Genomic DNA, 18113 nt, shown 5'->3' on the forward strand with positions numbered 1-18113 from the left:
CACGTGGGAATTGGCGGTGCCTTCCTCCAGCACCAGCCCGCGCAGCCGCTTGCGGTCGTAGTCGAGCAGTGCCGCCGGCCCCATCGCACGGGCGATCAGGATGGCATTGTCGGGCAACAGCTCGCGGGATGGCGCGTGATCCTGTCCCACCAATTGCCGCATCAGGCGATGACCGAGGTCTTCGAGGTCATGCAGACGATCGCGCAAATAGGGATCGGTGGAACGCAGGATCCGAGCGCGGGTGTCGGACTGCACGCGTTCGACGGCGGCCTCCGCGGTCAGGCCGGTGGCGACCGCCTCGTGCAGCTTGTGCGACCAGCCATGGTCGTTGGCGAACATCCGGTAGGCTTCCAGCACGTCGCGGTGCTCGCCGCCGTCGGCGACGTCGCCGCGCTCCAGCATGCGATCGAGGTCGGAGCGCAATTTGGCGAGTGCGGTCTCGAGCCGCTTCAATTCCTTTGGCAGGTCCTCGGCGATGTAGTCCTTGATGACGACGCGCGGCTCGTGCAGCACGACGTGGCCGAGCGCGATGCCGTCGGACAGGATCGCGCCTGTCTTGTGCATGGAATGCCGCGCCGCAGGCTCGGCGCCGGGCTGCGCCAGCGAGGTCAGTTCACCCGAGGCGATCAACTCCGCCAGGACCATCGCGGTGGTCTGCAGCGCCTCGAGCTCTTCCTCGACATAGGTGCGCTTGGCGCGGTTCTGCACCACCAGCACGCCGAGCGTGTTGCCGGCGCGCAGGATCGGCACGCCGAGGAAGGAGTGATAGATTTCTTCACCGGTCTCCGGCCGGTAGGAGAACGCCGGGTGGCTCTGTGCGTCGGAGAGGTTGAGGGGCGTCGCCTCGCTGGCGACGAGACCGACCAGGCCCTCATGGGCGCTCAGCACGGTGCGGTGCACGGCGTCGCGGTTGAGGCCTTCGGTGGCGTAGAGCTCGAGCGTGTTGTCGATGCGCAGCACATAGCAGGAGCACACCTCGGCCACCATGTTGGCCGCGATCAGGACCACGATCTTGTCCAGCCGCTCCTGGGCCGAGACCTGCTCCGCCATGGTTTCGCGAAGCCGTCTCAACAGGACGCGGGGGCCTCCCGACGCGCTTCGCATGAGCTTAAATCCCCCTCCCTCGAAGCCAGCCCGGCGGGCGGCCGCGAGCAGGCGTTAAGAACCGGAAAAACACCAAATTTTATACATTCGGCGCCGCCGCAATGCCGATCATGCGGGCCGAATCAGGAGAGGCAACCGTGGCACACTTTGCGGTCGCCCTTCCTGTCCGCCGTATAGCGAATTGAGGCTTGTTTTGCCAAGCAAAACGCCTGCCAGCAGGACGTGTTGCCACCAGCGAAATTGCTGCGCCAGCGAAGCGCGTGAAATCCGGAATCGGGAACACGGTGTGGTGCCCCCGGGAAAAAATTTCTACGTCTGGTCGAGTCCGTAGAGCGTGTGTAGCGTCCGCACCGCCAGTTCCGTGTAGGCAGCGTCGATCAACACCGAAAACTTGATCTCGGAGGTCGTGATCGCGCGGATATTGATGTTGCGCGCCGCGAGCGCAGCGAACGCTTGCGCAGCGACGCCCGCATGCGAACGCATGCCGCTGCCGATCACGGAAACCTTCGAGACGTCGGTCGCGGTGTCGAGCCGGGCGAAGCCGATTTTCGCCCTTGCAGCAGTAATGGTCTCCTTGGCGCGCGTATAGTCGGCGGCCGGTACCGTGAACGTGAGGTCGGTGGTCTTGCCGTCCTCGGAAACGTTCTGGACGATCATGTCGACATTGATGTTGGCTTCGGCGAGTGGGCCGAAGATCGAGGCGGCAACGCCGGGCTTGTCCTGGACCTGGCGTATCGAAATCTGCGCTTCGTCCCTGGAGAAGGCTATGCCGGTAACGACGTGGCTTTCCATGATCTCCTCCTCGCTGCAGATCAGCGTGCCCGGCGGCTGGTTGGCGTACGGGTCGATATCCTCGGGCTTGTCGAAGCTGGAGCGCACGAAGATCGGCATGTTGTGCACCATGCCCAATTCCACCGAGCGCACCTGCAGCACCTTGGCGCCCTGGGAAGCCAGCTCCAGCATATCCTCAAAGGCGATCCTGTCGAGCCGGCGCGCCTTCGGCACCACGCGCGGGTCCGTCGTATAGACGCCATCGACGTCGGTGTAGATATCGCAACGGTCGGCCTTGACGGCGGCGGCGACCGCGACCGCCGAGGTGTCCGAGCCGCCGCGGCCGAGCGTGGTGATGCGGCCAGTCTGCGGATTGAGACCCTGGAAACCGGCGATGACGGCGACCTCCTTGCGATCCTTGAAGCGGCTGATGATCTCGCTGCCGTCGATGTCGAGAATCCGCGCGGAGGCATGCGCGTCAGAGGTCTTGATCGGAATCTGCCAGCCCTGCCAGGAGCGCGCCTGGATGCCCATGCCCTGCAGCACGATGGCAAGCAGGCCGGAGGTGACCTGTTCGCCGGAGGCGACCACAGCGTCATATTCGCGCGCATCATGCATCGGAGACGCCTCGGTGCACCAGGCCACCAGCTCGTTGGTCTTGCCGGCCATCGCCGAGACCACGACGGCGACCTCGTGGCCGGCATCGACCTCGCGCTTCACATGGCGCGCGACGTTGCGGATACGGTCGATATTGGCGACGGATGTGCCGCCGAATTTCATCACGAGGCGGCCCATGACGACGCGCTTTTTTCTCCAGTGGTCCACTAGGGATAAGTATACCCGACTGCTCAAAAGCTGAGGCGCGCGGGCCGAAACGCGCGTATACATAGCGGCGCGGCCCGCCGCAAGCCGGTTCCGCGCTGGGCGGGTCCAGTGGGGTTGAGTTAAGGGTAGGAGATGGCGCGTTATATCGACGAAATCCTGCAGCCCGGCGAAAAGGTGCTGTATTCGACCAACGCGCACTGGATCTTCTACCTGCCGGCGATCGGCGCCTGGATCGTGGCGCTGATCCTTCTCATTGTCTCTGGACTGGCCGCGGCGGTGCCGGCCCTCGTTCTCGCGTGCCTCGCGGCGGCCGCGGTCGTGGCGCTGATCGCGCTTTATCTGACCATCAAGGCCTGGTTCCATCGCTGGACCACCGAGACCGACGTCACCAACATGCGCGTCGTGCACAAGACCGGTTTCATCAAGCGCCGCACCTTCGAGATGGCGCTGGACAAGGTCGAGAGCGTCGACGTCAATCAGAGCATTCTGGGACGCCTGCTTAATTATGGCGACGTCACGATCATGGGCGTCGGTGAGGGCCGGGAGACCATCTCCACCATCGCATCCCCGCTGGCGTTCCGCAGCGCCATCACCACGCGATAGGATGCCTGCCATGGCCGCGCAATCCAACGCTTCCAGCACGACCGTCGACGCGAGCGAGATCGCGAAATTCTCCAAACTGTCGGCAGAGTGGTGGGACCCGAACGGCAGGATGGCGCCGCTGCACAAGATCAATCCGCTGCGGTTGACCTATATCCGCGACGCGGCGGCGCGCAAGTTCGAGCGCAACGTCAAGAGCCTGAATTGCCTCTCGGGCCTGCGCATCCTCGACATCGGCTGCGGCGCGGGGCTTCTGTGCGAGCCGCTGACGCGGCTCGGCGCGCAGGTGATCGGTGTCGACGCTTCGGCCTCCAACATCGCCGCCGCCAGGCTGCACGCCGACAAGGGGCATCTGTCCATCGACTACCGCTGCACCACCGTGGAAGAGATGGACGTGCGCGAGCGTTTTGACGTCGTGCTGGCGATGGAGGTGGTCGAGCATGTCAGCGATGTCGCGCTTTTCCTCTCCCGCTGCGCGGCGATGCTCAAGCCCGGCGGGCTGATGGTGGTGTCGACCTTGAGCCGTACCTGGAAGAGCTTTGCGCTCGCCATCGTCGGCGCGGAATACATCTTGCGCTGGCTGCCGCGCGGCACCCATCGATGGGAGAAATTCATCACCCCCGACGAGCTCGCCAAATACCTGCTCGACAACCGCCTTATCATCACCGAGCAGACTGGCGTGGTCTACAGCCCCTTCACCGACAAATGGAGCCTCTCCTCCGACACCGACGTGAACTACATGGTGATCGCCGAGGAGATGACGTGACGGACTCGCCGTCGTCCCCGCGAAGCAGGGACCCATACCGGGCGATCCCTGAATTGGGCAGGCCGGTCGTAGCGATGTTCTTCGCCAAAACTGCTCCCTGGGGTTACGGGTCCCTGCTTTCGCACGCGTTCGCCGGGACGACACTGAATTTGTGCTAGCTGCATGCAATCCAGCCGGTTGACCGCGCGAGCCGCGCCCGGCACGGTGGCGACCCCTTTTCACCCCGGTCATCGCATGCTGTCGGTCGCCTCGCTCTGGATTCCCTTCACGATCGTTGCCGCGCTCGGTCAGGTCGCGCGCAATGCGATGCAGCGTTCGTTGACGGGGCCGCTCGGAACCTGGGGCGCGACCAATATCCGCTTCCTGTTCGGCTTTCCGTTCTCGATCGTGTTCTTCGCGAGCGTGCTGATCTTCTCCGGCGATCACGTGCCGTGGCCGGCCGCGACGTTCTGGCCGTGGCTGTTGCTCGGCGCGCTGAGCCAGATTGTCGGCACCGGCATGATGCTGGTCGCGATGAACGACCGCTCCTTCGTGGTGACGACCGCGTATCTCAAGACCGAGGCGATCCAGACCGCGATCTTCGGCTTTGTCTTTCTCGGCGACCATCTCACAGCATGGAAGGTGATCGCGATCCTGATCGCGACCGCCGGCGTCGTCATCACCGCGCTCAGACCTGGTGGCGAGAAGAGCTTTGCCGAGTTGAAGCCGACAGTGGTTGGCCTTGTGGCTGCGGCGGCCTTCGCGCTGTCGGCGGTCGGCTATCGTGGCGCCATCATCACGGTACACGGCGTCAGCTTCGTCACCGCCGCCTCCTACACGCTGGTGTGTGGCCTGTTCGTGCAGACCGTGGTGCTCACGATCTACCTTTTGTGGCGTGCGCCCGACGTTCTGAACAAGATCCTCGGCCTGTGGCGGCCGTCGATGCTCGCGGGCTTCGTAGGCGCGTTCGCCTCCCAATTCTGGTTCCTGGCGTTTGCGCTCACCGCCGCGGCCAATGTCCGCACGCTGGCGCTGGTCGAGGTGCTGTTCGCGCAAGGCGTCGCCTACTACTCGTTCAAGCAGCCGGTCTCGGCTCGCGAGATCTCCGGCATCGTGCTGATCGTGATCGGCGTGGCGCTCTTGGTCGCCGCTTAGCGAGAGGGACCGGCTTCGGGCGCCATCTGTCCCACTTCTGCAAGCGGAGTTTAACGGCTACGATGACCGTCCCTTAGTGCGGGGATCGGATGAGGCGGCGGGAGTTCATAGGCCTGCTCGGAGGCATGACGGCCTCATGGTCTTTTGCCGCATACGCGCAAGAGACGATGCGGCGCATCGGCGTGCTCTCCAACCTCGGCGAGGACGACGCCGAAGGCCGCAGCCGGAATGACGCTTTTGTGCAGGGGCTGCAGCGACGCGGCTGGGTCGTTGGACGCAATCTGCAGATCGACTATCGCTGGAGCAATGGCGATGCCGACAAGCTTCGAGCCGATGCGGCCGACCTCATCGCCCTGAAGCCCGACGTCGTGCTGGCAACGTCGGGCGTTTCGATCCTGCCGTTGCAGCGGGCGAGCCGCGACATCCCCCTGGTGTTCGCGCAAACCATCGATCCGGTGGGTCTCGGCGTCGTTGAAAGCCTGTCCCATCCCGGCGGCAACGCCACCGGATTTACTCAAATCGAGTTCGGCATCACGGCCAAATGGCTGGAGCTGCTCAAGCAGATGGCACCCGCGACGACACACGTAGCGGTTCTGCGCGATCCCTTCGATCCCGCAGGAATAGGTCAATGGGCAGCGATGCAGTCGGTGGCTCCAGTGCTTGCCCTGGAGCTAAGCGTGGTCAACATCCGTGACGCCGACGCGCTGGAAAGCGGCGTGAACAAAGCCGCGCGGCTTCAGAACGCAGCGCTGCTGATCACGTCCTCGGCGCCGGGATCGGTTCATCGAGACCTGATCATCCGTCTCGCCGCCCGGCACCGGCTGCCCGCGATCTATCCCTACGGTTTTTATGTCAAGGCGGGCGGTCTGTTTTGTTACGGGCCCGACACTCTTGATCAATATCGCAGCGCGGCCGGCTATGTCGACCGCATTCTCAAGGGCGAAAAGCCGGCCGATCTGCCGGTGCAGGCGCCGACCAAGTATGAATTGGTGATCAACCGCAACACCGCCAAGGCGCTAGGCATTAACGTGCCCGCCGCGCTGCTTGCGGCAGCCGATGAGGTGATCGAATAGGGACGATCGGCCAGGCTAGCTCTTGACCGCGATCAGCACCGCGCCGGCTGAGATCAGCGCAATTCCGAGCCAGCCGTTGAGCGAGGGACGTTCGCCGAGAAAGGCGACGCCGAACAGCGCCACCAGCACCACGCTCAATTTATCGATCGGCGCGACCAGCGTGGCGGGACCAAGCTTCAGCGCGCGGAAATAGCAGAGCCAGGACGCGCCGGTGCCGAGCCCCGAGAGCAGCAAGAACAGCCAGCTTTTGGCGGAGATCGGCCCGGGATGGCTGAACTGTCCGGTGGCGAACAGGATCAGGGTGAGCGTGATCAGCACGATCACGGTGCGGATCAGCGTCGCGAGGTCGGAGTTGATGCCTTCGACGCCGACCTTGGCAAAGATCGCCGTCAGCGCTGCGAACACGGCAGAGAGAATGGCCCAGAGCTGCCATGACGATGTCAATTGCGGTCTTCCGGCAGCACCGGCAGCGGTGACACCTCGACGCCTTCCTCGATCAGCGACTTGGCTTCCTCGGGGGAGGCCTCGCCATAGATCGGGCGGTGCTCGATCTCCCCGTAATGCATCTTGCGGGCCTCGTTGGCGAAGCGCTCACCGACATTGTCGGCGTTCTTTACGATGTGGTCGCGCAATTCCTTCAGCTTGGCGCGCAGCTCGCGCTCCTGCGCCATCATCAGCGGCGTCGTGCTGGTCGCGGGCGTCTCGGCAACAGCCGGCGCGGGCGGCGTAGGCTCGGCGACGCGCTCGCGGCCCTTCTTGCTCACGATGCGCGGGGCCATGATCGCCTTCTCGATCTTGACCGAGCTGCAAACCGGGCAGCTCACAAGCTTGCGCTTGATCTGCTGTTCGTAAGCCGAAGAGTCCTGGAACCAGCTTTCGAAGGCGTGGTCGTGCTCGCAGTGGAGCGCGTATCGGATCATGCCGATCCCCGCACCAGATGCAGATGTTCCGGGCCGGCCTTCGGATCGGCGACCGAGAAGCGGCGGCCATGTTGCAGCGACGGCACGGCTTTGCGCGCAGTCTCGACCTTGGACGGATCGATCCTGGCGAGGAATACGCCGGGCTCGACGCCGCCTTCGGCCAAAATCTCGCCCCAGGGCGCCACGATCAGCGAGTGGCCAAAGGTCTCGCGCTTGTTCTCATGCAGCCCGGCTTGGGCTGCGGCGAAGACGAAGCAGCCGGTCTCGATGGCGCGCGAGCGGAGCAGCACATGCCAATGCGCTTCGCCGGTCTTGCGGGTGAACGCGGACGGCACGGTCAGGAACGAGGCGCCGGCTTCAGCCAGCGCACGGTAGAGCGCGGGGAAGCGCAGGTCGTAGCAGATGGTGAGCCCGATGCGGCCCCAGGGCAGGTCGGAGATGACCGCAGTCTCGCCCGGCTGGTAGTTGGCGGATTCACGATAGCTCTCGCCGCCCGGCAGATCGATATCGAACATGTGGATCTTGTCGTAGCAGGCGAGGATCATGCCGTCGGGCGCGATCAGGAACGAGCGGTTGACGGCTTTCTCCGGCGAGAAGCGCAGCGCCAGCGAGCCGATATGCAGATGGATCTTCAGTTCCTTGGCGAGCTCGCGATAGGTCTTGAGCGAAAGGTCGTCCTCTTCGGTCGCCAGATGCTCGAACAGCGCCTTGCGATTCAACTGCATCATGTTGCTCACTTCGGGCGTGAGCACATAGTCGGCGCCTTGCTTGACCGCCTCGCGAATCAGTTTGATGCCCTGCTCGAGGCTTGGCTCGGGTAAGAGGCTGGTGCGCATCTGCACCATCGCGGCAGTGAAGGTGTTATCCTCGCTCATCACGCCTTCTCGCCGGCCAGCAGCGCATCGAGCTTGCCTTCGCGGTCGAGCGCATAGAGTTCGTCGCAGCCGCCGACATGGGTCTTGCCAATGAAAATCTGCGGAAAGGTCGAGCCGGCGCCGGCACGGTCGTACATCTCCTGGCGCACGGTCGGGTCCCGTCCTGCGTCGTACTCGGTGAACGTGGCTTTCTTGCGATTCAAAAGCGATTTGGCCGCGCTGCAATAGCCGCAGCCCGGGCGGGTGAAGATTTCGATCGCAGCAGTCATCTGGCGCTCAAGTTTCTTTCAAATGAACGCCAATTATATGGGAGCTTTGGGGCTATCGACAACCCGGGCGAACACCAGCACGTCGACCTGCGCTGCCTTGGCGCGCAGAAGCGCCCGGGCGCAGGCATCCACGGTGGCGCCTGAGGTCAGCACATCGTCGATCAAAATCACCTTCCGGCCGGCAACCTCGGACTGCCGGTCGGCGGGTACCTTGAATGCGCCCTGCACATTGCTGGCCCGCTGTGGTCGCGACAATCCGACCTGCTGCTCGGTCTTCCGAATGCGCTGCAACAGATCGCCGCGCAGCTTCACGCCGCTCACCCGCTCGATCGCCCGGCCCAGCGCGCCCGACTGATTGTAGCGGCGGTGCCAGGCGCGGCGCCAGTGCAGGGGCACCGGAATGAGCATGTCGGCGCCGTCGAGCAGCTCGCGGCCGGCACGCGCCATCCAGCGGCCCATGGCGGGCGCGAGGTCGGTGCGGTCCTGGTATTTCATCGCATGCACCAGCGTGCGCGCGACGTCGTCATAGCGCACCGCGGCGCGGGCTCGACTATAGGCCGGCGGATTGGCGATCGCCTCCATCGACAACAGGTCGGGGCCTGGATCGTAGACAAAGGGAATGCCAAGCCGCGGGCAGTAGGGCCGCTCGATGAACGACAGTTTCGACCAGCATCCGGCGCAGACGCCTTCGCCTTCGACCGGCTCGCGGCAGGCCACGCAGAGCGTCGGCAGCGCAATGTCGAGCACGAATTTGGCGGCGTGCGCCCACGCGCCGCGACAGGCGGCGAGCGCCGCGCGCGCGTGCCTGCCAATCGAGCGGGGAGGGGCGATTTCGACGTCCATGCAATGCAGGCTAACGCGGTGAGGGCGCGATTGCCAGAGACCCCGTGCCACCGTATCTACCGGCATGGCCCCAAATCCATCCGCCGCGCCCGTTCTGTTCGACCGCGCCTTGCTGCGAAAGCGGCTGGATCGCGCGCGAAAGCTCGGACCGGTCACCTTCCTCTTCGAGCGCGTCGCCGAGGATCTTGGCGACCGCCTGCAGGCGGTGACGCGGAATTTTGCCGATGTCGCCGACATCTGGTCGCCCGGCGGCTTGCGGCTGCCCGATCATTTCAAGTCGGTGGAGCAAATCGCGCTTGCGTCCGATACCGAAACGTTGCCGCTGAAAGCGGAAGCGCTCGATCTCGTCGTCTCTGCGCTCGCCTTTCAATTCGTCAATGATCTGCCGGGCGTGCTGGCGCAGATTCGGCGCGCGCTGCGGCCTGACGGGCTGTTGCTTGCGGCGATGTTTGGCGGCGATACGCTGACTGAGCTCAGGCAGTCCTTCGCCGCGGCGGAGGCGGAATGCGAAGGCGGGGTGTCGCCGCGCGTCGCGCCGTTTGCGGATTTGCGCGACATCGGCGGCCTCTTGCAGCGCGCCGGGCTCGCGCTGCCCGTCACCGATGTCGACCGCATCGTCGTGCGCTACGATAACGCCTTCGCGCTGATGGCCGATCTGCGTCGCATGGCCGCGACCAACATCCTGGTCGAGCGGCGGCGCGCGCCGACGCGGCGCGCCACCATGCTGCGGATGGCCGAGGTCTACGCCGAGCGCTTTGCCGATCCCGACGGCCGCATCCGCGCCACCTTCGATGTGATCTGGCTGTCCGGCTGGGCGCAGCACGAGAGCCAGCCGAAGCCGTTGCGGCCGGGCTCGGCGACGGCGAGTCTGGAGGAGGCGGTGAGACGGGGGAGGAAGACTTAAACTGTACTTGTCCCGGCGATCAACGTTTGCACCGTCATTCCGGGGCGATGCGAAGCATCGAACCCGGAATCTGGAGATTCCGGGTCTGGTCCTTCGGACCATCCCGGAATGACGGTGCAAGGAAGACGTGGATGCGCGGGTCAAGCCCGCGCATGACTAGGGAAAATGTCGCACCTCACAGCAACAACTCCTCCAGATGCGGGATCAGCGGAATGTCCGCGGGAGGCATCGGATAGTCGCGCAATTTGTTGGCGCGCACCCAGGCCAGCTTCTGGCCCTCGCGCGCGACCACGAAGCCTTCCCAACGCCGGCAGATGTAGAGGGGCATCAAGAGGTGAAAGGTCTCATAGGCATGGCTTGCAAAGGTGAGCGGCGCGAGGCACGGCTCGCTCACGGTGATGCCGACCTCCTCATGCAGCTCGCGGATCAACGTCGTCTCTGGCCGCTCGCCGGGCTCGACCTTGCCGCCGGGAAACTCCCACAGGCCCGCCATCGATTTGCCTTCCGGCCGCTGCGCAATCAGGACGCGCTTGTCGGCATCGACGAGCGCGCAGGCAGCGACGAGGGTGAGTTTGAATTCAGCCATGCGAGGCGGCTTTTGACGACGGGGGCTTTCTCTGCGGGAGTGGCGGCGAGAGGGTCCCGCAGGTAAGGCTTCATTAACCAACTTCGTCCCGCGTTTCTATGGTCGGCATAAGCCATATTTAATCGAGGGTGTCTAGGTTGCGGGGTCTCAACACGGTACAGGCCCCCGTCCCATGATGCGCGCGCTTCTTCGCATGATCGAAAGCTTTGCCCGCGATTCCCGCGGCAACATCGCCCTCACCTTCGGCATCTGCTCGGTGCCGCTCCTGGTCGCGGTCGGGGCCGGCGTCGACTATTCGCTTGCGACGCGGATGAAGGCCAAGCTGCAGTCGGCGGCAGACGCAGCAGCCGTTGCCGCGGTCTCGGAAAACGGGGCGGGCTATCTGGCGGCAACGCAGATGCAGTCGGACGGCTCGGTGCCGGCCGGCGTAACGGACGCCAACAACGTCTTCAACGGCATCATGAACACGATCACCGGCTTCACCAACCTGACCGTGACCCCGACTGTCACCAAGACCGGCGTGAATCTCCAGGCGAATGTGACGTTCTCGGCCCAGGTGCCGACCACGTTCATGAATCTCGCCGGCTTCTCGGAGATGACCGTCACCGGCAGCTCGGCCGCCACCGCCACGCTGCCGCTCTATCTCGATTTCTATCTGACGCTGGATGTCTCGGGATCGATGGGCCTGCCGTCGACGCCGGCGGAAGCTGTGCGGATGCAGAACGTCAATCCCGATAACTATCGGCAGTATCCGACCGGCTGCACGCTCGCCTGCCATTTTGCGCCGCAGAACAGCGCCTGCACCAATTCCGGCACGCAGGGATATCCGACCAACAACTACTGCCTGGGCTATGCGATCTCGCGCGTCAGCCAGTCCGGCTACCAGTCTACCCTGATCAATCAAAGTCCGCAGGGAACATATCCCTGGAAGAATCCCGCCAACAATAAGTACCAGCAGCTGCCAAGCTCGATTGTCTCCGGCTTGCCGGGCTCGCTCACCGCTCCCAAGTCATCAGGCGGCGCAGGCCTGGCCGCAGTGACATCCTGTCCCACCGACGGCACCGACGCCTGTATCCAGCTCCGTCTCGACGCGGTGGGTTACGCCGTGAACCAGATGTTCGCCCTGGCCAACCAGAAGGAGGTCATTACGAACCAGTTCCGGATCGGCCTCTATCCGTTCATCAGATATCTCTACCAGTATTTCCCGCTGACTTACAGCATCAATGGCTCGCAGAGCACGCCCGGCACGATCAACTACGCTGCCGCCAACCTCGCCACGCTGCTTGACACCAACACCAATGCCAACCTCGGCTCCGGTGGCACACATATCGACAACGGATTGAGCAGCATCAACACGATCATCACGAACGTAGGCGACGGCTCGACCTCGACCAACACGCTGCCTTACGTCTTCCTCATCACCGACGGCGCGGAGGATCCGCAGGTCAAGGGCGTTCCCAACGGCAGCTGGTCCGGCAGCAATCACGCGACCACGATCGATCCGACCACGGTATGCACGCCGCTCAAGAACCGCGGCATCAAGATTTCCGTGCTCTATGTTCCCTACGTGAAAATCAATCCGGTGAACGCCTCGTTCGCCAATGACGAGGACGACTACGCCAACAACAATATCCCGAACATTCCGGGGAGCCTGTCAGCCTGCGCCTCTCCGCCGGACTCGTCGGGCAGCTACTTCTACACCGCGAGCACGCCGCAGGAGATCAACGATTCCCTGCAGGCGATGTTCAACCACGCGCTGATCACCGCGCACCTGACGAATTAGGATGCCGGCAGCGGCATCTCGGCCTTAGTGTTTAAGCTCGTCATGCCCGGCCTTGTGCCGGGCATCCACGTCTGTGGTGCCGCATGCAAGCAAGACGTGGATGGCCGGGACAAGCCCGGCCATGACGAGAGCGAAATCTACGGCGCGATTTTTCGGATCAAGCGCTCACGACCGATAATCGCCGTTGATCGCGACATATTCCTTGGTGAGGTCGCAGGTCAGCACGCGGTCGCGGCCCTTGCCGAGCCCGAGGCCGATTTTGATCTGGATCTTTGGGTTCTTCATCGCCTCCGAGACCTCGGCCTCGTTGTAGGAGGGGTCGCGTGCACCGCTCTTGGCGACGCGGATGCCGTTGAAGGCGATCGACAGCTTGTCGCGGTTGGCAGGCTCGCCGGCCTTGCCGACCGCCATCACCACCCGGCCCCAATTGGCGTCCTCGCCGGCGATCGCGGTCTTCACCAGCGGCGAGTTCGCCACGCTCATCGCAATTCTGCGCGCGGACGCTTTCGTCGTGGCGCCTTCGACTATGATCTCGACGAGCTTGCGCGCGCCCTCGCCGTCGCGTGCGACCTGCTCGGAGAGGTCGGCGAGCACGCCATGCAGCGCCTTGGTGAAGGCTTTCAGCCTGGGATCGCTGGCGCGGCTGATCTTCGGCGCGCCGTTTGCGACGGCTGCCCCCGTCGCGAAGGCGAGCAGCGTATCCGAGGTCGACGTGTCGCCGTCGATGGTGACGGCGTTGAAGGTGTCCTCGACGCCGCTCTTGAGCAGCGATTGCAGCGCGGCAGGCGCGATCGGGGCATCGGTGAACACGAAAGACAGCATGGTCGCCATGTCGGGCGCGATCATGCCGGCGCCTTTGGCCATCCCGTTGATGGTCACGGTGGCCTTGCCGAGCTTCACCTTGGCGGTGGCGACCTTGGGAAACGTGTCGGTGGTCATGATCGCCTTGGCCGCGCCCATCCAGTCACCGGGCGCTGCAATCTCCGAAAGCCGGCCGAGCACGCCGTCGAATTTGGTAGCATCGAGCGGTTCGCCGATCACGCCGGTGGACGCGAGAAACACCTCGTTCGGGTTGCAGCCCACCGCCTTGGCGGCGATCTGGGCGGTAAGCGCGGTCGACTGCTTGCCGTTCTTGCCGGTGAAGGCATTGGCGTTGCCGGAATTGACCACCAGCGCGCGCGCGGTCCCGCGGGAAAGTTTCGCGCGGCACCATTCAACCGGCGCCGACGGGCATTTGGATTTGGTGAACACGCCGGCCACCGCCGTGCCCTTGTCCAGCACGGCCAGCAGCACGTCGGTGCGGTTCTTGTAGCGGATGCCGGCTTCCGCGGTCGCAAGGCGGACGCCTGCGAGCTCGGGCATGTCAGGAACGTTGGTGGGGGCGAGCGGGGAAACGGAGGAGGACATGGGAGCGCCTATCGACAAAGGAATGCCCGGCACAAGGCCGGGCATGCCGTCAAATTAGCGAAGTCCAGGTGCGAAGTCGAACTACTTCTTCGCCGGGGGCGCCATCTTGGAGTCCTTGGCGGCATCGGGCGTCTTGTCGGGCGTCTTCGCGGCATCCGCCGGGGCGCCGGCCGCGGCCGGCGGCGTGTTGGCGGCCTGGTCAAAGCGCTCGATCTTGGCTCCCTCGCGAAGCTTGGCGACATAGTCGGCCTGCGCCTTGCGCGTCACATACGTCTCGATCTGCGACTTCACCTGATCGAATGCCGGCGGCTTGCGATTGCGCTTTTCCTCGACCTTGATGATGTGCCAGCCGAACTGCGATTTCACGGGATCGGAGATCTGGCCGGGCTTGAGCTCGAAGGCGACTTTCGAGAATTCCGGCACCATCTGCTCCTTGGTGAAGAAGCCGAGATCGCCGCCGTCGGAGGCGCCGGGATCCTTGGATTTCTTCTTGGCGAGCTCGGCGAAATCCGCGCCCTTGTCGAGCTCGGCCTTGATCTCCTTGGCCTCTTCCTCGGTCTCGACCAGAATGTGGCGGGCATGGACCTCCTCCTCGCCTGCAATCTGCTTGGAGGCTTCGTCATAGACCTTCTTCATGGCCTCGTCGGTGGTCGCCGCCTTGCCCTTGGCGGCGAGCAGGCTGTCCATCAACAGCCGGTTCTTGGTGAACGCCATCCGCTTCTTGAAATCGTCGGAATCCTCGATCTTCTCGTCCTCGGCAGCCTTGGCGACGACCTTCATGTCGATCAGAAACGCCAGCACATTCTGGTCCTTGGTGGCCGGATCCATCTGCGCGAGGCTTGGGCCCAGTTCCTCCTCGGCCAGCGCCACGTCGCTCTGATGGATTTCGGAGCCGTTGACCTTGGCGAGCACCTTGTCTTCGGCCCGGACCGGGCCAGCCAGCAGCACCATCGCGAGGACACCGGCGGCAAAGCCGAGGCAGGAGCCGGTTTTCGTTACCGGGAACGAGGTGGTCATGGAAAATCCTTACTAGTTCGGGATGGGCTAACTGAGCGGGGCGGACACTCGCCCAATCGGGTTGCCTTGGCAACGCGAAAGTCGGGCAAAAAGATGAATTCTGCGGCGGTTTTCCGAGGCCGGTCGCGCCGTTGACAAGGCTTTGGCCCAGCCATATCTCTGCCGCGTCGTGTCAATGGCGATAGCGCTTATTTTGCTGACGTTTTTGGCCGTTGAACCCAGGTTTGCTTATTTCCCACTCATTCGGCGAACGGTCTCTGGTCGGGGCTTTAAGCTGTTGCGCGTCACGGTGAGTTGATGAGCAATCCGGGTACTACCTCACCGCGGGAACACTTTTAGCCGCGAGAACAGGATTTAGGCATGATCGGCGCGCTCGCCCGCAAGTTTTTCGGCTCCGCCAACGACCGGCGGGTGAAGAGTTACCAGTCCCGCGTCGACGCCATCAATGCGCTCGAGCCGGAAGTCGCCGCGCTTTCCGACGAGGCGCTGAAAGCCCGCACCGAGGCGTTTCGCAAGGAGCTTGCCGAGGGCAAGACGCTCGATGACATCCTGGTTCCGGCCTTCGCCACCGTCCGCGAGGCAGCCAAGCGCACGCTGGGCCAGCGCCATTTCGACGTTCAGCTCATCGGCGGCATGGTGCTGCATGAGGGCGACATCGCCGAGATGAAGACCGGCGAAGGCAAGACGCTGGTCGCAACGCTCGCGGTCTACCTCAACGCGCTCGCCGGTAAGGGCGTGCATGTCGTCACCGTCAACGACTACCTCGCCCGCCGCGACGCCGACTGGATGGGCCAGATCTATTCCTTCCTCGGGCTTTCCACCGGCGTGATCGTGCACGGCCTCGACGATGGCGAGCGCAAGGAGGCCTATGGCTGCGACATCACCTACGGCACCAACAACGAATACGGCTTCGACTATCTGCGCGACAACATGAAGTACCGCCTGGAGGACATGGTCCAGCGCGGGCACTATTTCGCGATCGTCGACGAGGTGGACTCGATCCTGATTGACGAGGCGCGCACGCCCTTGATCATCTCCGGCCCGCTCGACGACCGCTCGGAGTTCTACAACACCATCGACACCTTCTTCCCCCAGCTCGACAAGTCCGACTACGAGGTCGACGAGAAGCAGCGCACGGTGACGTTGACCGAAGCGGGCATGGAGAAGATCGAGACGCTGCTCCGCGACGCCGATCAGCTCAAGGGCGGGTCGCTCTACGACGTCGAGAACGTCTCCGTCGTGCACCACATCAACCAGGCGCTGCGCGCGCACACGCTGTTCACCCGCGACAAGGACTACATCGTCCGCGACGACGAGGTCATCATCATCGACGAGTTCACCGGGCGCATGATGCCGGGCCGGCGCTATTCGGAAGGCCTGCACCAGGCGCTCGAGGCCAAAGAGCATCAGACGGTGCAGCCGGAGAACCAGACGCTCGCCTCGATCACCTTCCAGAACTACTTCCGGATGTATGAAAAGCTCGCCGGCATGACCGGCACGGCGGCGACCGAAGCCGACGAGTTGTTCGATATCTACAAGCTTGAGGTCGTGGAGATCCCGACCAACCTGCCGGTGGCGCGCCTCGATGAGGACGACGAGGTCTATCGCAGCCAGAAAGAGAAATACGCGGCGATCCTGGCGGAGATCGAGCGCGCCAACAAGCGGCTGCAGCCAGTGCTGGTCGGTACCGCTTCGATCGAAAAGTCCGAGGTGCTGGCCGAATACCTGAAGAAGAACGGCTACAAGCAGATCGATTTCGGCAATCACGGCGCGCTGGACAAATTGTACGCGGCCGCCCGTGCCGGCAAGCCGGCAAAGCTGTTCGCCGTGTTGAACGCGCGCTTCCACGAGCAGGAAGCCTATATCGTCGCCGAAGCCGGCGTCCCCGGCGCGATCACGATCGCAACCAACATGGCCGGCCGCGGCACTGACATCAAGCTCGGCGGCTCGCTGGAGATGCGCATCCAGCAGGAGACCGCAGGCATCGAGGATGAAGCCGAGAAGGCCAGGAAGATCGAGCAGATCAAGGCGGACGTCGAGCGCTTCCGCGAGATCGTGCTGAAGGCGGAGGAGATCGTCGAGGTCGAGCCGGCCAAGGGGGCCAAGCCTGCTAAGACCGTGACCAAGCCGGGCGGCCTCTACATCATCGGCTCCGAGCGCCATGAATCGCGGCGCATCGACAACCAGCTCCGCGGCCGTTCCGGCCGCCAGGGCGACCCTGGACGCTCCAAGTTCTTCCTGTCGCTGGAAGACGATCTGATGCGCATCTTCGGCTCCGACCGGCTCGACAGCATGCTGACCCGGCTCGGCCTGAAGGAAGGCGAGGCCATCATCCATCCCTGGATCAACAAGGCGCTGGAGAAGGCGCAGCAGAAGGTCGAGGCGCGCAACTTCGACATCCGCAAGAACCTGCTCAAGTTCGACGACGTCCAGAACGACCAGCGCAAGGTGATCTTCGACCAGCGCGTCGCCCTGATGAAGGACGAGAGCGTTGCCGAGACGGTTGCCGATATGCGCCACGCCTTTGTCGAGGACGTCGTCACCAAGCACGTGCCCGAGCATGTCTATGCCGAGCAGTGGGATGTCGCAGGCCTCAAGGACGAATTGCGGCGCGTGCTCGACGTCGATCTTCCCGTGGACGAATGGGCCAAGGAAGAAGGCATCGCCGACGAGGAGCTGCTCGATCGCATCGAAAACCACGTCGACGAGCGGATGGCGGCCAAGGTCGCGCAATGGGGCGCGGACGTGATGCGCTACGTCGAGAAGACCATTTTGCTGCAGACGCTCGACCATCTCTGGCGCGAGCATCTGATCATGCTCGATCATCTGCGCCAGGTGATCGGCCTGCGCGGTTACGGCCAGCGCGATCCGCTGCAGGAGTACAAGTCGGAAGCCTTCAGCCTGTTCGAGGCCATGATCGCGCATTTACGCGAAGCCGTCACGGCGCAGCTCATGCGTGTCGAGATCGTGCCGCCGGAGGAGCAGCAGCCGCTTCCGCCGATGCAGGCATCGCACCTCGATCCCAATACCGGCGAGGACGAGCTCGCCTTCGCCAATGCTTCGCTGGTGCCCCAGGCCAACGCCGGGCGCGAAACCGCGGCAGCCCGCGATCCGAAGAACCCCGCAAGCTGGGGCAAGGTCGGCCGCAACGAGGATTGCCCCTGCGGCTCGGGCCGCAAGTACAAGCACTGCCACGGCAAATATGCGTGAGATAAGCGGCGGTCCGCGCCGCTTGC

General features: G+C 63.9%; 17 protein-coding genes. 7 read left to right on the forward strand and 10 right to left on the reverse strand.

The window, feature by feature from the left end; all coding sequences use genetic code 11:
- The coding region (locus tag VKR55_RS21835) for a phosphoenolpyruvate-utilizing N-terminal domain-containing protein (protein ID WP_324406551.1) at nt 1-1104 on the reverse strand (1104 nt) is incomplete at its 3' end.
- Between the two features lie 309 nt (nt 1105-1413).
- Entirely contained in the window at nt 1414-2670 is a 1257-nt protein-coding gene (locus VKR55_RS21840; RefSeq protein ID WP_324406552.1) for an aspartate kinase, read from the reverse strand.
- Nucleotides 2671-2832: 162 nt separating this feature from the next.
- Between VKR55_RS21840 and VKR55_RS21845 the strand changes: the two genes are divergently transcribed.
- The 4 genes from VKR55_RS21845 to VKR55_RS21860 all read left to right on the forward strand — a co-directional run bounded on the left by VKR55_RS21845 (nt 2833) and on the right by VKR55_RS21860 (nt 6273).
- Nucleotides 2833-3303, forward strand: a complete 471-nt coding sequence (locus VKR55_RS21845; RefSeq protein WP_324406553.1) for a PH domain-containing protein — start codon at nt 2833-2835, stop codon at nt 3301-3303.
- Nucleotides 3304-3313: 10 nt separating this feature from the next.
- Nucleotides 3314-4066 (forward strand): bifunctional 2-polyprenyl-6-hydroxyphenol methylase/3-demethylubiquinol 3-O-methyltransferase UbiG, encoded by a 753-nt coding sequence (ubiG, locus tag VKR55_RS21850; protein ID WP_324406555.1) that lies wholly within the window; start codon nt 3314-3316, stop codon nt 4064-4066.
- 234 nt (nt 4067-4300) lie between these two features.
- A complete protein-coding gene (locus tag VKR55_RS21855; protein WP_324406649.1) occupies nt 4301-5200 on the forward strand; it encodes an EamA family transporter in 900 nt (299 codons plus the stop codon).
- A gap of 125 nt (nt 5201-5325) precedes the next feature.
- Nucleotides 5326-6273, forward strand: coding sequence for an ABC transporter substrate-binding protein (locus tag VKR55_RS21860; RefSeq protein WP_324406557.1), 948 nt, complete (start codon nt 5326-5328; stop codon nt 6271-6273).
- A 15-nt stretch (nt 6274-6288) separates the two neighbouring features.
- On the opposite strand, the gene VKR55_RS21865 is transcribed toward VKR55_RS21860, so the two are convergent.
- The 5 genes from VKR55_RS21865 to VKR55_RS21885 are packed head-to-tail and all read right to left on the reverse strand — an operon-like array spanning nt 6289 to nt 9180.
- On the reverse strand, nt 6289-6717 hold the full coding sequence (locus VKR55_RS21865; protein WP_324406558.1) for an EamA family transporter: 429 nt from the start codon (nt 6715-6717) through the stop codon (nt 6289-6291).
- The gene (locus tag VKR55_RS21870; RefSeq protein ID WP_324406559.1) at nt 6714-7193 is read right to left on the reverse strand and encodes a DUF1178 family protein; all 480 of its coding nucleotides are present in this window, start codon (nt 7191-7193) and stop codon (nt 6714-6716) included. The genes VKR55_RS21865 and VKR55_RS21870 overlap by 4 nt, the downstream gene beginning before the upstream one ends.
- Nucleotides 7190-8068, reverse strand: a complete 879-nt coding sequence (locus VKR55_RS21875; protein WP_324406560.1) for a carbon-nitrogen hydrolase family protein — start codon at nt 8066-8068, stop codon at nt 7190-7192. The genes VKR55_RS21870 and VKR55_RS21875 overlap by 4 nt, the downstream gene beginning before the upstream one ends.
- Entirely contained in the window at nt 8068-8337 is a 270-nt protein-coding gene (gene grxC / locus VKR55_RS21880; protein ID WP_324406562.1) for a glutaredoxin 3, read from the reverse strand. The genes VKR55_RS21875 and grxC overlap by 1 nt, the downstream gene beginning before the upstream one ends.
- A gap of 33 nt (nt 8338-8370) precedes the next feature.
- Nucleotides 8371-9180 carry a ComF family protein gene (locus tag VKR55_RS21885; protein WP_324406564.1) on the reverse strand — a complete coding sequence of 270 codons (810 nt, stop codon included), beginning with the start codon at nt 9178-9180 and terminating at the stop codon, nt 8371-8373.
- 64 nt (nt 9181-9244) lie between these two features.
- Between VKR55_RS21885 and VKR55_RS21890 the strand changes: the two genes are divergently transcribed.
- Nucleotides 9245-10084, forward strand: coding sequence for a methyltransferase domain-containing protein (locus VKR55_RS21890; protein ID WP_324406566.1), 840 nt, complete (start codon nt 9245-9247; stop codon nt 10082-10084).
- 175 nt (nt 10085-10259) lie between these two features.
- On the opposite strand, the gene mutT is transcribed toward VKR55_RS21890, so the two are convergent.
- Entirely contained in the window at nt 10260-10670 is a 411-nt protein-coding gene (mutT, locus tag VKR55_RS21895) for an 8-oxo-dGTP diphosphatase MutT (RefSeq protein ID WP_324406567.1), read from the reverse strand.
- A gap of 175 nt (nt 10671-10845) precedes the next feature.
- Here mutT and VKR55_RS21900 point away from each other — a divergent pair, with 175 nt between their 5' ends.
- Complete coding sequence (locus VKR55_RS21900) at nt 10846-12453, forward strand: TadE/TadG family type IV pilus assembly protein (protein ID WP_414642410.1); 1608 nt, start codon at nt 10846-10848, stop codon at nt 12451-12453.
- A 165-nt stretch (nt 12454-12618) separates the two neighbouring features.
- Here VKR55_RS21900 and argJ read toward each other — a convergent pair whose 3' ends face one another.
- Nucleotides 12619-13860, reverse strand: a complete 1242-nt coding sequence (gene argJ, locus VKR55_RS21905; RefSeq protein WP_324406569.1) for a bifunctional glutamate N-acetyltransferase/amino-acid acetyltransferase ArgJ — start codon at nt 13858-13860, stop codon at nt 12619-12621.
- Between the two features lie 81 nt (nt 13861-13941).
- Nucleotides 13942-14877, reverse strand: coding sequence for a peptidylprolyl isomerase (locus tag VKR55_RS21910; RefSeq protein ID WP_324406570.1), 936 nt, complete (start codon nt 14875-14877; stop codon nt 13942-13944).
- 360 nt (nt 14878-15237) lie between these two features.
- Between VKR55_RS21910 and secA the strand changes: the two genes are divergently transcribed.
- Nucleotides 15238-18087 carry a preprotein translocase subunit SecA gene (secA, locus tag VKR55_RS21915; RefSeq protein ID WP_324406571.1) on the forward strand — a complete coding sequence of 950 codons (2850 nt, stop codon included), beginning with the start codon at nt 15238-15240 and terminating at the stop codon, nt 18085-18087.
- Nucleotides 18088-18113: the final 26 nt, after the last annotated feature.

The sequence above is a fragment of the Bradyrhizobium sp. genome (genome assembly GCF_035309285.1).
Lineage (GTDB): Bacteria > Pseudomonadota > Alphaproteobacteria > Rhizobiales > Xanthobacteraceae > Bradyrhizobium.

Coding starts and splice junctions, on each gene's coding strand:
- VKR55_RS21840 (WP_324406552.1), bottom strand. CDS start 2,670: ATGGGCCGCCTCGTGATGAAATTCGGCGGCACATCCGTCGCCAATATC.
- VKR55_RS21845 (WP_324406553.1), top strand. CDS start 2,833: ATGGCGCGTTATATCGACGAAATCCTGCAGCCCGGCGAAAAGGTGCTG.
- ubiG (WP_324406555.1), top strand. CDS start 3,314: ATGGCCGCGCAATCCAACGCTTCCAGCACGACCGTCGACGCGAGCGAG.
- VKR55_RS21855 (WP_324406649.1), top strand. CDS start 4,301: ATGCTGTCGGTCGCCTCGCTCTGGATTCCCTTCACGATCGTTGCCGCG.
- VKR55_RS21860 (WP_324406557.1), top strand. CDS start 5,326: ATGACGGCCTCATGGTCTTTTGCCGCATACGCGCAAGAGACGATGCGG.
- VKR55_RS21870 (WP_324406559.1), bottom strand. CDS start 7,193: ATGATCCGATACGCGCTCCACTGCGAGCACGACCACGCCTTCGAAAGC.
- VKR55_RS21875 (WP_324406560.1), bottom strand. CDS start 8,068: ATGAGCGAGGATAACACCTTCACTGCCGCGATGGTGCAGATGCGCACC.
- grxC (WP_324406562.1), bottom strand. CDS start 8,337: ATGACTGCTGCGATCGAAATCTTCACCCGCCCGGGCTGCGGCTATTGC.
- VKR55_RS21885 (WP_324406564.1), bottom strand. CDS start 9,180: ATGGACGTCGAAATCGCCCCTCCCCGCTCGATTGGCAGGCACGCGCGC.
- VKR55_RS21890 (WP_324406566.1), top strand. CDS start 9,245: ATGGCCCCAAATCCATCCGCCGCGCCCGTTCTGTTCGACCGCGCCTTG.
- mutT (WP_324406567.1), bottom strand. CDS start 10,670: ATGGCTGAATTCAAACTCACCCTCGTCGCTGCCTGCGCGCTCGTCGAT.
- VKR55_RS21900 (WP_414642410.1), top strand. CDS start 10,846: ATGCGCGCGCTTCTTCGCATGATCGAAAGCTTTGCCCGCGATTCCCGC.
- argJ (WP_324406569.1), bottom strand. CDS start 13,860: ATGTCCTCCTCCGTTTCCCCGCTCGCCCCCACCAACGTTCCTGACATG.
- VKR55_RS21910 (WP_324406570.1), bottom strand. CDS start 14,877: ATGACCACCTCGTTCCCGGTAACGAAAACCGGCTCCTGCCTCGGCTTT.
- secA (WP_324406571.1), top strand. CDS start 15,238: ATGATCGGCGCGCTCGCCCGCAAGTTTTTCGGCTCCGCCAACGACCGG.